Consider the following 12,779-nt stretch of genomic DNA (forward strand, 5'->3'; position numbering starts at 1 on the left):
AGGGGTCATTAAGCAAAAGTTGTTTTTACCCCTTTTATTAATTTTATCGCATTAACTCATCAAAATTCAGACTAACATAATACAACCCACCAACGGCCGGAGAGCCATAAGCCTGCACAATGTATTGGTTAGTAAGATTTGAAGCACCCAGCTTGATAACCGATTTGATGGCAGGCAGTTTGTAGCTCACCTGCGCATCGAGCAAGCTATAAGCATTAATTTTGCCCGGATACATCGTCGTAAAGGTACCGTACCAGTCAAAAGCACTTTGCCAGTGCCATGCTACGTTAAAGCCGAATTTATCTGTCAGTTTTGGATTACCGAACACCACGTTGGTTTTCCAGGTTGGTGTATTAAAGGCAGGAATATTGCTCGGATTGGCATCCATGAGGTTGAAGTCAATCCAGGTTAGATTCGTATTCAGGCGGTAGTTTTTCGGAAACAAATAAGACAAACCTGCACTTACCCCTTGAATAGACACCTTATCGGCGGCATTGGTATAAAGTTGAAACGCCTGTGTTTTGCCTCCCAGAATATCACCTGCTGCAGCAGGGTTAATAGAGCCATCTGGTAACAGCACGTTATTATCAGGGCGGATAACCACCGTATTAATGATGAAGTCTTTGTATTGACTGTAGTAATAATTGATATCAAACAGTATTTTCTGACTGAAAACTCCCTTATAACCCACCTCAAAACTCTGAACTTTCTCTGGCTGGATGTATGGCACCTTCGATTTCACCAGTTTGTCTTTGTTGTTGGCAATAGCGGTCGGGAACGGAACACCCTGCCCAAGCTGTGCACCCGCCGCGCTGGCAAAAGCCCCTACTGATGCCGCCGTAAAAGAGTTTTCATAGGCGTTCATGCCAACAGAATTAACCGGTGCACCGCCCAGAATAATGATTGGCCCGACGTTCAGCTTAATATACTGGTCGCCGATAACCGGGTTGCGGAAACCCGTCTGATAGGAAGCTCTGAAATGATTGTTGTCGTTTGGTGAAAATACTGCCGAAGCCCTTGGTGTTATACGGCCATCGAAGTTCTCGTTTTTATCGTAGCGACCTGACAGTGTAATTTTCAGTTTATTATTTACCAATGACTTTGAAGCCTGAATAAACGCTCCAAACTCGTCGTTTGTGAGGTTCTTGCCTTTGTCATCAAATAAGGTTCCCTGAGTATCCAGATAATATCTTCTGTAGTTGGCACCTACCTGGATGTTTACTACTTTCAGTAATTCACTGAAATCGTACATACCTTCCATGTGTTTTAAACCACAACGGCTGAAAATACCTGCTCCGCTTAAGCCCTGGGTATGAATCAGCTGGTCTCTGGCAGCATCAAATGCGGCAGTTCCGGGTAGTAGCCTTCCCTGGTCGGCAAATGCCCGGGCGGCAGAATGGTTTTGCGCAGAAACTCCATTGATGTTTCCGTTATAAGCCGCCGAATAACGCTGAAACCAGGTGGCATCAGCCTGAGCCGGAGCAACCGTGTTACCATTCAGGTCTTTTACCCACATACGGTTAATGAGCTGCCCTAAAGAACGGCTGTTGTAAGAATCCTGCGAATCTTCCTGATTTGAATAAGCTCTCACATAAAAATTGCTGCCTTTCAATTCAAGGCGATGCTGCATCAGGTAAAAATTATTAATTACAAAACGGCTGCTACCGGTGTACTGTGCAATACCCTGACTAAAATTTGCCTGATAGATGGCTTCCAGATTATCTGTAATACGGTAATGCAATGCTCCGTTTAACTTCAGGCTATATACACCATACTGGGCCAGGTCTTTTTCTTCATAACCCGTTCTTGACACCCGCCCAATTTTATCAATTGTCTGTGCAACCTCGTCGCCGTAAATATTCAAGGCATTTTTGCCCGGGTTATTTGGCCCACGGTTAGCTGTAGGCGTATTGGGGTCTATATCTGTATAATCATTTGCATACCAGTCGGTACCGCTTAGGTAAGCGACATTTGCCTTGAAAGCAAATTTGTTTTTAAATGCTTTGGCATATCGCACGGCCAGGTCATAATATGGTTTTGCCCCCATTCCTGTGCCGTCACTCAAATGGTTTACGCCGACTTTGGTTTGCGCGCTTAGCCCCTGATAATCAAATGGATTTTTTGTGCGCATCTGCAACATTCCGTTGAATGCAATAGGGCCATACAAAGCTGAGGCAGCTCCCGGAATCAGCTCAACGCTTTCTATATCAATGTCGTTGGGGCCATGCAGATTACCCATGGCAAAACCCAAACCGGCTGACTGGTTATCAACGCCGTCTACCAATTGCAAAAAGCGGCTGTTACCGGTGGTATTAAAACCTCTGGTGTTGATTTGCTTGTAGGTAAGGCCACTGGTAACAATATCTAAAGACTTCATGTTGAGCAAAGCATCGTAGAAGTTGGCTGCCGGAGATTGCTGGATACTTCTTGAGTCCATCTTTTCAATACTCACCGGCGACTTCAAAATGCTTTCTTCAATTCTGGAAGCAGAAACAACCACCTGATTTAGGTCTTCAGAGGCGGTTTTCAAGGAGATACTCAATGTGGTTTCGCTGGTCACCGCAATTTCCTGGCGCTCATAACCCACCATTGAAATTACCAATGTGGCCGGAAGAGAGGCATTCAGTTCAAAATGTCCTTCGGCATTAGTGATGGTTCCTGAAACTTTTCCTTTCAGAAAAACCGAAACACCTATCATAGGTTTTTGATTTTCAGCATCAGTCACTTTGCCTTTGATGACACTTTTCTGGGCAAAAGCTCCTGCTGAAATCAACAATAAGGAGATTATACAGGTAAAAATATTTTTCATTCTAAAGCTCGGTTAAAATATAGGATTAGATTAATTAATCCTCATCATACTTATTTCTTCAGGTGGTCATAGCCCTGCGGCAAACGCGTGTAGCCGTGGTTCACTATTCTTTCACCTAAGTACTGATAAAATGAGGGGTCGCCTGGCGTTACACTGGCCAGGCCGTCAACATAGCGGTTATACAAACAAAAAAGTGCAGCTATAAGCACAGTATCATGTATTTCCATGTCGGTTGCGCCTTTTGCCTTAGCATTGGCTATAGCTTCAGGGGTGACGCTCTTCCCGCTTTTCTGCACCATTCTGGCAATGGTTAGTAAGGCCTTCATTTTATCGCTCACCGGAGCATTCTCTAAATCATGTTTTACCAATTCGCAGGTTTCGGTTTCACCCAATAGCAAATCGGCAGCGGCAGTATGAGCAGCCGTACAAAACCGGCATTCATTATTGTGCGATACTATGGTGGCTATTAACTCTCTTTCGCCCTGGGTCAGCGAACTGTCTCCTCTTAACAAAATTTGTGTCAGTTCACGAATAGGCGCTGCGGTATCCTGGCTATACTCTAAAAGCCCTGTAATACCGGGCAGATGGTCAGGAAGTGATATATGAGGCATAATTCAGGCAATAACAAGGCTTACCGGCTGTTTGCAGCCGATGCCAGAGGTGGTACAATAAATAATCAGGGAAAAACAGACAGGTTAAACCTGTTTTCTTAGCGAGGACGATTATAACCGGCAAAGGCCATTCTCTGTCCCATTTCACGGTAGGCTTCGTTTTCTTTCGGCGCCCACGTGCCTAAGCCATCTACATAGCGATTAAACATACAAAATGCTGCCGCAATCAGTACCGAATCATGAATTTCTTCGTCGGTTGCTCCTTCATTTCTGGCTGCTTCAATCTCCTTTTCTGTTACATGCCTGCCACCTTTTTGCACTTGTGCAGCAATGTTAAGCAATGCTCTCAGCTTTGGAGAAATAGCAGTTTCGGCAAAATTTTGTTTGATATCATCTATTATATTCAAATCACAACCTAAATGTGCTGCCGCCGCTGCTCCGTGCGAAGTATGGCAAAAATGGCAGTTGTTCAGGTGCGAAACATAAGAAGCAATCAATTCGCGTTCGCCACTTGTTAAGGTTGACGGCCCCCTTAAAAGGGTTTCAGCCAGGTTTAACAAGGGTATGGCCGTACGCGGATTATGATTGAGAAGCCCGGAAATACCCGGAAGCTCCTCGTTCAACAATTTGATGTGTGCCATAATCAGAACCTGTAAGCGTAAGTTGCTGTAATCAGGTAGTCTGCAAATGCTGCATCGCCATGCTTTTTACCGGTTGGGTCTTGCATGTCGCTCCATGATTTTATTCTGTTACGAACAACCGCATAAGGAACACCAAAAATAAACGAATGATGATGCGTATTAATAATGACACTTGGCTCAACAGAGATAATGTATCCGGGTCTGCGGCTGCCCTCGCTATTACCAATGCGGTCTATAGCAGGCAAGCCTTCTACCCTGCCACCCAATGCTAATGAAATACCCTTTTTAGGCGCAACCGAATAGCTTAAACCCGCACGACCTGCAAACTGGTCAGGTACTGAAAAGCCGGTAGCCGCATTAACTGTTTTAGGGCTGAACATATAAAAACCATTGTAGTAAACAGAGGCATTTTTGAATACCGACTGGTAACCCTGCATTTCAATGCTGTATCCCCAGCCCCTATCGCCCAATTGCATTGATTGGTCAAGGGCTTTGCGCTGTATGTATTCTTTTTTGTTTTTATCCAGTTTATGGAAGTCTCCCTGAACGTTGGCATCACCGGTTGGAGCTTTGACTCCCACCCCTATAGCCAGATTACCTTTCAGATGAGTAAGCGGATTGAACAACCAGTAGGTAGCAGATAAACGCATATCGCCCACCCCTTTAGAATACGTATGAAAACGTTTCTGCTCCGGGTTAGCCTCAATTGAGTTGCCGTAGTGTTCATAAAGAGAAGAACGGTCGTTGTCCAGATACGGTAAATTCAATGAAAAGCTCAGACGCGGATTAACAGCGTAACTCAGGCCAAAATCAAAAGCATGAGAAGTATTAATAACCTGAGTACCGTTTTCTATACGTTCTTTTTGCTCTTGGGTACCAACAAAATGGCGGAAAGAATGCAAAAATCTGTATGAAGCCGTAAATTGAAACTGGCCGCCTTTCATCATAGAGGCTGGGCTGTTAGGGTTACCCGTTGCCGATGCCATGTGGCGTACGGCAATACAACCTTGCGAGAACCCCTTGATTGATCCCAAAAGCATGGCTAGTGAGAAAAAATAATATATTTTTTTCATTGAAAATACGTTTGAATAAATCTTAGCAAGCTGATTAAACCATTAGTTTTTATAAACCAGAACCATCGGCCTTTCCACGGGCAATGGCATACTGACCAATTTTTTTACCGTGTTCAAGACCCTTAACGCAGTCGAAACGATAATGAATCAGTCCATAAACCCTTGAATTGGATGCTTCCTGAGCCATCGCATTCAACTTTTCAGCCTCTGTCGGGAAGATAGAGCCCAATACTGTGGCAGCGGCACCTGAAAAAGTAGAGTGCCCCGAGGTATAAGACTGAAAATTGGGCAAACCAACAGAGGTTTTGATACCAAATTGCTGCGGGCGCGGATAATAATAATAGTTCTTGGCGTCCCAGCATGCAATACCTGCATCCATCTCGGCCGTACCCAGCAATGCCAGCGTGCGGGCTGTTGCCAACTCACTGAACTTATTCTGGAAACAAAGATTGGCAGCAGCACGATGCCAATGACCAGGAGGCGTGTAGCTGCCGGCACCGTCTGACCAGTAATTGGCAATACGTGCCTGCTCACGCGTCTGATTTTTATCAATGGCCTTAAGCTCGTCAAGGTCTTTTTTAAACTCGTCACTATCTAATGCTGGCGGAGGGCTTGGGCGCATGGCCAGCATAGCTGCTTTATCAAAATTCCAGGTCTGCACGGTACCATAGTTAGGCAACATTGGCGGGCGGGCAGGAATCTCCTGGCTTAACCACTCCGACTTCAAGCCTTGGGCTTTGGCATTAGCAATGGCAGCAGCATTAACTGTCTGATTATTGGCGGCACCCATGCCGTCTGTTTTTGCACGACCCATTACTTTGGCAGCTACGGCTTTGCCCAGGGCATCGCCTGCTGAAATATCAGAATCAACGTTCATACCACCCCAGATACGGGCATTTTTGGCTTCGGCCAGCTTGGCATCCAACAAAGGTACCTCGCCGGGGAACATCGCCACCAATATGGTATATGAGGCCGCAGCCACAACTGCATCTTCAGACGGGTAAGACGGTAAATCAGAAACCGGTAACAATGCAGAAACTGTAGCATCTGTTTTTGAAGGAGCCTTGCGGTTATATTTAAACTTGTAGTTCCACGCGGCCACCAGTGCGTCATACTGCGCTACACTTAAATAAGCAAGTGCACGGGCTGTATATGGCGGATTGGCAAACGGAAACTTAGGGTCAGCCAACGGGTTGGCAGCATCAGGAACCGGATACTTGCCCTCTGCATTTGAAGCAGGCGGAAGGTTATATCTGGCTGCCAGTTCACGAGCTATTTCGTTCCAGCGATACACGGCACCTGCACCCCAGTAAGCTACTGCTTTTTTGTTTTCCGGGGTAATGGTCGAAACCGTGGTTTTCAGTTTTGCTATTTCAGCCTGATACTCTGCCGAACCTGCCGCTTTTGGCTCTGCCACCGGAAATTCATCAGCACTGGCGAGTACATAAGTTTTCCAGGTTCCTCCTTTTTCATCTAATTTTGCTGGGATATAGGCCTCTTTCAATGATTCTTCCAAATCTTTATTGCAAGACGAAACAACCAGACTCAATATTACTATTACTAAAAATGATACATGTATTTTTTTCATATTACGGCCCCGTATTCAATTGAGCGAATTGCTCGGGGAAGCAAATTTTCTGTTAGAAATCTTTTCTGCAAATTTTATTTTTTTGATACCTGTTCAGACTTACTCTTGAAGTTTATCTGATACAGAAAACCGGCTGATATTGTAGTAGCCTGACCCATGTTTTCGCCATCGATTACCCTTCTGATCATTACATTGAACCCTACATTTTTTGGCTGAAACTTACCATAGAAACCTACGCCCGATGATTTCATGTTATTCGTCGGAAAAGGCATATCGTTTCTCCGTATGTAGTCTCCGCCTACGCAAGTGTTTTTATCGATGAATAATTCGGCCTGAATCCCCTTTTTGTAGTAACCCATCCGGGCGGCTACATCAGTAGCATTAGGCATACTTATTTCATTGGTGTTATAAACTTTGTCGTAAGCGTAATAGGCATCTCTGTCTACCTTTATATTACTGCGGAAAACGTAGCTTCCGTGTGCGGTAATATAAAATCCAGAAGTATGCTTGTAGTGAGCAATTAAACGTGCAGTAGCTGTTTTGGATTTAAGGCCAATTGACATCGGGAGAAAATCTGGTACATAGTTGCTTACCGGTAATGAGCCACCCAATACTCCATGTAAGGAAAGGCCGTTTGCCGATTGCACCATATTGTATTTTAACCATACTGATACATCCTGAAAACCCTGCTGCCCCATTAGGTTACCTGCGCTGGTTTTTGTCCACACATAAGGTAAGCCGGCAAGAACATTCAGTTTTTTGGTAATACCGTAGGCTATCATAGGCATAACACTTTGAGTAGTGTGCGTACCTATATTGAAATTTTCGCGTTTTAATTTATTCTCCCAATATTCGCTCCACTGGCTATTTGAATAGGTTGTAGCTATACAAATAGATTTTTTGTTCATGTAAATGGCGTCATGAGGCATTTGGGCTTGCGCATTGAAAACCGCACCACATACCAGCACAAGTAAAAACTTGTAAAATAATTTCATTTTAGAATAGTAAGTTTTTAGTTAAAAACAGTCATGTAACCCATGTGCAAGTCAATACCGAACCCCATCCCAAACGCACAGACAGATTACTATGAACGACCAAAGAGGGCGTTCATGAACAATGGTCTATGTTTAGTGCCGGGCATAGGCACAACTTACCACATAAGAAGTATAGATTTGAGCGGATGCATTCATACATTGCGCTTTGGGCAAAAACCAAGGCGGCAAGGCATAAAAATTTGTAGAAAAGACTGTATTAAGCTAAATCGGGAGGTGGAGAATTTACAAATAACGTTGAAGCAGGAATAAACTCCTGATAGGTGTAGATTTTTAACGGGAGGTCTTCAACCCAGAAGTAGGCAATTGTGTTACTACCGAACTGAGTATAATCTTTAGTGAGGTTCTTAAAAAAATTGAGCGCCTTTTTACCCGAGTCGGTGGGTTCATCGTTTACCTGTTTTTTTACCTGTTGAAGCAAACTAAAAACGTTCTCGCGGCTTGCATTTTCTTTCTTGCAATAAGTATAAAGGGTATCACTTTCAAATTTGCGCTGATAAGTACGGAAAAAATCGCCTTTGAAGATAATGAGACCGTCTGTCTCTTCAGACTCGTTCCAACTGGCCATATACGGAATGGCCATTGGCACTTTCATAACCAGAAACTCTCCTTTTTCCTGAAAAGACACATTTGCGTGTACTACGCGCTCCTCCTGCCATTTGTCCAAAAGCATGACAAACGTAGAGCCCAGCATATTACACACCAGCAATGCCAGAAGCGATATGGAAGCGACTTTTTTCAGTAGTAATTTTGGTTCATGCAACAAATAAATCAATTAAATTGAAATTTTCCAACAACTTTTTACATTTTATTGATTTTTGGCAACGATATATTTTTGCTGATAGCCAGTGTACGAATCCCAAAAATACATAAAACGGTTATGATATCTATTACTTCAACAGATAGGGTTAACTTGTGAAGGGCAAAGTAGAAACTGCCCCCAATTATACAAACAGTGGCATACAACTGGCCTGTTCTGAAAAGCGCAGGTATTTCATTAAGCAAAATATCTCTTATTACACCCCCAAAACAGGCAGTAATGGTACCCAGAATAATACAGGAAGGGACATTAAGCCCTGCAGATATACCTTCTTGAATGCCCCTGAGCGCAAAAAAGCCAAGCCCGAGGGAATCGAACAAAGTAAGGGTTTTATCAAGATGTGCTATCCTGTGTCTGAAAATAACCGTAACCATTGCTACCATTACAATCAGTATAATTATTGTAGAATCCAGAATCCAGCGCACAGGCAGATGCCCAATGAGCATATCACGTATGGTACCACCGCCAACAGAAGTAACAAAGGCAATAACAACCAGGCCGAAGATGTCTAGGTCTTTGCGCATAGCCGCCATAGTGCCTGAAGCCGCAAAAGCAATGGTGCCACCAATATTTATAAATGTAAAAAATTCCATTAGTTTTAGTAATTTTGCAACAAAAATAGCAGTAAAAACGTCATTTTTATGTTTTTACAGTAAATTTGGTATATGCGAATAGATCAGGATACCGTACAGCAGATTATTCAGGCCGCCGATATAGTTGAGGTTGTGGGCGATTATGTTTCTCTCAAAAAGCGGGGAGCAAACATGATAGCCTGCTGCCCTTTTCATAATGAAAAAACGCCATCATTCTCGGTGTCGCCATCAAAAGGCATCTACAAATGCTTTGGTTGCGGCAAGGCCGGTGATTCTGTAAGGTTTGTGATGGACATTGAAGGTATAGGATACCCCGAAGCACTGAGACACCTGGCTAAAAAATATGGTATAGAAGTAGCCGAGCAGGAATATACCAGCGAAGAACAGCAGGTTCAGAACGAAAAGGAAAGCCTTTTTATAGCCCTGGATTTTGCCAATAAATTTTATCAGGACCAACTTTGGCAAACCCCTGAGGGCGAGAGCATCGGGCTGAGCTATTTTAAAGAACGGGGGTTTAACCACCAGACCATCAGGAAATTTGACCTGGGCTATAGTTCTGACGGGCGGGACGTTTTTACTAAACATGCGCTTAAGAACGGTTTTACACTGGATATACTTGAAAAAGCCGGCCTGACTATTCTGAAAGAAGGTCGTGAACCGATAGACCGTTTCAGAGGACGGGTAATTTTCCCGATTCATAATGTAGCAGGCAAACCTATTGCATTTGGTGCCAGGATTCTGAAAAAAGACCCAAACGCCCCCAAATATCTTAATTCGCCCGAAACGGCTGTATATCATAAAAGTAATATAGTATATGGTATAGCGCAGGCGAAGAATCCTATCAGGCAGGAAGAGAACTGTTATCTGGTAGAAGGTTATACCGACGTTGTTTCGTTAAATCAGGCAGGTTTTGAAAACGTAGTGGCTTCGTCCGGCACTTCGCTTACCAAAGAGCAGATTCAGCTAATCAGAAGATTTACCGAAAACATAACCGTTTTGTATGACGGCGACGACGCCGGTATCAAGGCATCTTTAAGAGGAATAGACATTATTCTGGAAGAAGGCCTGAATGTGAAGGCCGTAGTTTTTCCGGATGGAGACGACCCCGACAGTTTTGTTCAGAAAGTTGGTAGCCAGGCTTTTAAAGAATACGTAAAGCATACCCAGAAGGATTTTATCAGGTTCAAGACCGAGATTTCATTGAAAGACGTGGGCACAGACGCCCTTAAGCGTGCTGAACTGATAAAAGACCTGGTAGAAACCATCTCCAAGATTCCGGACTCCATCAAACGTTCGGTATTTTATAAAGAGGTGGCCTCTTTGCTTAGTATTGATGAGCACATCCTGATTACTGAAGGCAATAAAATATTCCAGAAAAAGAGGCAGGATTCAGACCGCGACAGACAAAGGCAGCAGAGGACTAATCCACTGGGTGATATCAACGCATTTGTAGCGCCCGAGCCTGATACCTTTGTGCCGGGTATGGAAGAGACAGCCAGAACCGTGAATCGGAGTGCCTTGTCTTATCATGAAGAAGAATGTGTAAGGCTGCTGGTATGTTACGGCACCCATGTTTTGGAGAAAAACGTGGCAGAAAACATAGACTTTACTCTTACCGACTATATTTTTAATGAAATTCAGGATATAACTTTTGAAACGGCATCTTACCAGAAAATACTGGATATATGCCGGGAGTTTCATCAAAGAGGCGAAATTCCGGACACTTCCTACTTTACCAGCCATCAGGATATTGAAATTCAGACCCTAAGCATTAACTGGCTTTCGTCTCCACATCAGCTGAGCGAAAACTGGGAGAAATTTGAAATATACGTGCCATTAGAAAGTGATAAACTAGACGAAATGGTTTACACCAATGTGCTGAGGTTAAAAAAAAGCCGCTTTGAAATAGAGATGGAAAAACTAAGTAAGGAGCTCATTGAAACGGAATCTTTTGAAACGCAAGAGCAAATACTGGTAAAAATGATGGAACTGAAAGGAATCATTAAAAAATTGGCTGCACTTTTGGGCACGGTGGTGCAGGGCTAATTATACAGAATATAAAACCATGATAAAAGATATAGATTTTTCGCCTGAATTTGAGTTCGCTACTGCCAGAAGTGGCGGCCCGGGCGGACAGAATGTAAATAAGGTGGAAACAAAAGTAGAGCTTAGATTCAACATTGCTACCTCTGCCTTACTGACAGATACCCAAAAACAAAGGCTTTATGAAAAGCTTCAAAGCCAACTGGTACAAGAAACCGTTTTGTTGATTAGCTCGCAGGAAAAAAGAAGCCAGTTGCAAAACAAAGAACTGGTGGTGCAGAAGTTTTACAAATTACTTGAAAAATCTCTGCATGAAGCCAAGAAAAGACGAGCCACCAAACCCTCGCTGGCTGCAGTAGAAAAAAGGTTGAAGACAAAAAAAATCGATTCAGACAAAAAAGCAGCCAGAAACCAGAAAATTGATTTTTAATTGTCCGTAGAATAATAATTTGTGCACCGGTGGCGTGGTTAAGCCATTAAATATTTATTAAACCTGATAACTTAGTGGCATAATCGTTTTCTTTGCATTGAATGTTGCCGGTAACAGAATGAGAAAAACACTGATTTACGTATTAATTTCGTTATTTATAAGTTCTTGCGACTGGTTTAAAAAACCAGACCCAAACCCCGTAACAGAGGTAATACCTGAATATGAAACTGTGCCGGTAATGGCCAGATTGCCGGAAGATATAGCCAATGAGGCCTCTGGTGTATGCGACAGCCGCAGTATGCCGGGGAATGTCTGGGTGCAGGAAGATGGCGATAACCCCAATAATATTTATTTGTTTTCGCATGGCGGACAATACAAAGGGTCTGTAAAAATGCCTTTCCCTAACCGTGACTGGGAAGACATATCTATTGGCCCCGGCCCTGAGGCTGGCAAAACCTACCTATATCTGGCCGAAATTGGAGACAATGATGCGGTTTATAATAACCAGTATTACATTTATCGGTTCGTTGAGCCACAATCATTACAAGCCGTTACCAGTTTTGACCGCATAGCCTTTCAATACCCTGACGGTAGCCGCGACGCCGAATGTATACTGATAGACCCTCAGACCAAAGACATTTATATTGTTTCGAAAAGAGAGTTTAATGTACGCCTCTACAGGCTAAAATATCCTCAGTCTGTTACAGAAAATCAAACGGCAGAGTTTTTACAGACTTTACCCATTACCTATGTTACCAGTGGCGGGATATCATCAGACGGTAAAGAAATTGTTATCAGAAACTACTTTACACTTTTTTACTGGTACCGTAAAGATGGAGAAACCATACCTCAGGCGCTTTTCAGAACTCGCGACAAATTACTGCCTTACGTGCAGGAGCCGCAGGGAGAAGGTTTCTGCTTTGATAAAGACGGGAAAGGCTATTTTACCAACAGCGAAAGGCCAGACGGCCAGAACGGCATCTCTTATTTGTATTATTACCCAAAGAAAAAATAACCATTTAGGCCATCCTTGATAATTGCATCAAAAAGATGAGATGCTTAGGAAATCCAGTCTGTAAAAGATTGGATTTTCTATTTTCAGGTATCGTAGTCTTTGTT

11 protein-coding genes are annotated in these 12,779 nt (G+C 43.4%); 3 read left to right on the forward strand and 8 right to left on the reverse strand.

From position 1 onward, the window contains the following. Positions 1–43: 43 nt before the first annotated feature. The 8 genes from C0V77_RS06280 to C0V77_RS06315 all read right to left on the reverse strand — a co-directional run bounded on the left by C0V77_RS06280 (position 44) and on the right by C0V77_RS06315 (position 9,187). Positions 44–2,809, reverse strand: a complete 2,766-nt coding sequence (locus C0V77_RS06280; protein WP_101725465.1) for a TonB-dependent receptor — start codon at positions 2,807–2,809, stop codon at positions 44–46. 50 nt (positions 2,810–2,859) lie between these two features. Then, a complete protein-coding gene (locus C0V77_RS06285; RefSeq protein WP_101725466.1) occupies positions 2,860–3,420 on the reverse strand; it encodes a carboxymuconolactone decarboxylase family protein in 561 nt (186 codons plus the stop codon). Positions 3,421–3,518: 98 nt separating this feature from the next. Continuing rightward, positions 3,519–4,061 (reverse strand): carboxymuconolactone decarboxylase family protein, encoded by a 543-nt coding sequence (locus C0V77_RS06290; RefSeq protein WP_101725467.1) that lies wholly within the window; start codon positions 4,059–4,061, stop codon positions 3,519–3,521. A 2-nt stretch (positions 4,062–4,063) separates the two neighbouring features. Next, a complete protein-coding gene (locus C0V77_RS06295) occupies positions 4,064–5,134 on the reverse strand; it encodes a hypothetical protein (RefSeq protein WP_101725468.1) in 1,071 nt (356 codons plus the stop codon). 49 nt (positions 5,135–5,183) lie between these two features. Beyond that, entirely contained in the window at positions 5,184–6,722 is a 1,539-nt protein-coding gene (locus C0V77_RS06300; protein ID WP_101725469.1) for a phosphatase PAP2 family protein, read from the reverse strand. A gap of 74 nt (positions 6,723–6,796) precedes the next feature. Next, complete coding sequence (locus tag C0V77_RS06305; RefSeq protein ID WP_101725470.1) at positions 6,797–7,717, reverse strand: hypothetical protein; 921 nt, start codon at positions 7,715–7,717, stop codon at positions 6,797–6,799. A gap of 256 nt (positions 7,718–7,973) precedes the next feature. Then, on the reverse strand, positions 7,974–8,537 hold the full coding sequence (locus C0V77_RS06310) for a hypothetical protein (protein WP_143706020.1): 564 nt from the start codon (positions 8,535–8,537) through the stop codon (positions 7,974–7,976). Positions 8,538–8,575: 38 nt separating this feature from the next. Then, on the reverse strand, positions 8,576–9,187 hold the full coding sequence (locus tag C0V77_RS06315) for a trimeric intracellular cation channel family protein (RefSeq protein WP_101725472.1): 612 nt from the start codon (positions 9,185–9,187) through the stop codon (positions 8,576–8,578). A 72-nt stretch (positions 9,188–9,259) separates the two neighbouring features. On the opposite strand from C0V77_RS06315, the gene dnaG reads away from it, so the two are divergent. From dnaG to C0V77_RS06330, 3 genes are all read left to right on the forward strand, one after another. Continuing rightward, positions 9,260–11,233, forward strand: a complete 1,974-nt coding sequence (dnaG, locus tag C0V77_RS06320; RefSeq protein ID WP_101725473.1) for a DNA primase — start codon at positions 9,260–9,262, stop codon at positions 11,231–11,233. A 19-nt stretch (positions 11,234–11,252) separates the two neighbouring features. After that, entirely contained in the window at positions 11,253–11,660 is a 408-nt protein-coding gene (gene arfB, locus C0V77_RS06325) for an alternative ribosome rescue aminoacyl-tRNA hydrolase ArfB (RefSeq protein WP_101725474.1), read from the forward strand. A 118-nt stretch (positions 11,661–11,778) separates the two neighbouring features. Further along, positions 11,779–12,675 (forward strand): PE-PGRS family protein, encoded by an 897-nt coding sequence (locus tag C0V77_RS06330; RefSeq protein WP_101725475.1) that lies wholly within the window; start codon positions 11,779–11,781, stop codon positions 12,673–12,675. Positions 12,676–12,779 lie beyond the last annotated feature (104 nt).

Origin of the sequence: Emticicia sp. TH156, from assembly GCF_002855535.1 — a bacterium.
GTDB lineage: Bacteria > Bacteroidota > Bacteroidia > Cytophagales > Spirosomataceae > Emticicia > Emticicia fluvialis.

Excerpts from the sequence above, each read along its gene's own strand:
- C0V77_RS06285 (WP_101725466.1), bottom strand. The coding sequence starts at position 3,420 with ATGCCTCATATATCACTTCCTGACCATCTGCCCGGTATTACAGGGCTT.
- C0V77_RS06290 (WP_101725467.1), bottom strand. The coding sequence starts at position 4,061 with ATGGCACACATCAAATTGTTGAACGAGGAGCTTCCGGGTATTTCCGGG.
- C0V77_RS06295 (WP_101725468.1), bottom strand. The coding sequence starts at position 5,134 with ATGAAAAAAATATATTATTTTTTCTCACTAGCCATGCTTTTGGGATCA.
- C0V77_RS06330 (WP_101725475.1), top strand. The coding sequence starts at position 11,779 with ATGAGAAAAACACTGATTTACGTATTAATTTCGTTATTTATAAGTTCT.
- dnaG (WP_101725473.1), top strand. The coding sequence starts at position 9,260 with ATGCGAATAGATCAGGATACCGTACAGCAGATTATTCAGGCCGCCGAT.
- C0V77_RS06280 (WP_101725465.1), bottom strand. The coding sequence starts at position 2,809 with ATGAAAAATATTTTTACCTGTATAATCTCCTTATTGTTGATTTCAGCA.
- C0V77_RS06315 (WP_101725472.1), bottom strand. The coding sequence starts at position 9,187 with ATGGAATTTTTTACATTTATAAATATTGGTGGCACCATTGCTTTTGCG.
- arfB (WP_101725474.1), top strand. The coding sequence starts at position 11,253 with ATGATAAAAGATATAGATTTTTCGCCTGAATTTGAGTTCGCTACTGCC.
- C0V77_RS06305 (WP_101725470.1), bottom strand. The coding sequence starts at position 7,717 with ATGAAATTATTTTACAAGTTTTTACTTGTGCTGGTATGTGGTGCGGTT.
- C0V77_RS06300 (WP_101725469.1), bottom strand. The coding sequence starts at position 6,722 with ATGAAAAAAATACATGTATCATTTTTAGTAATAGTAATATTGAGTCTG.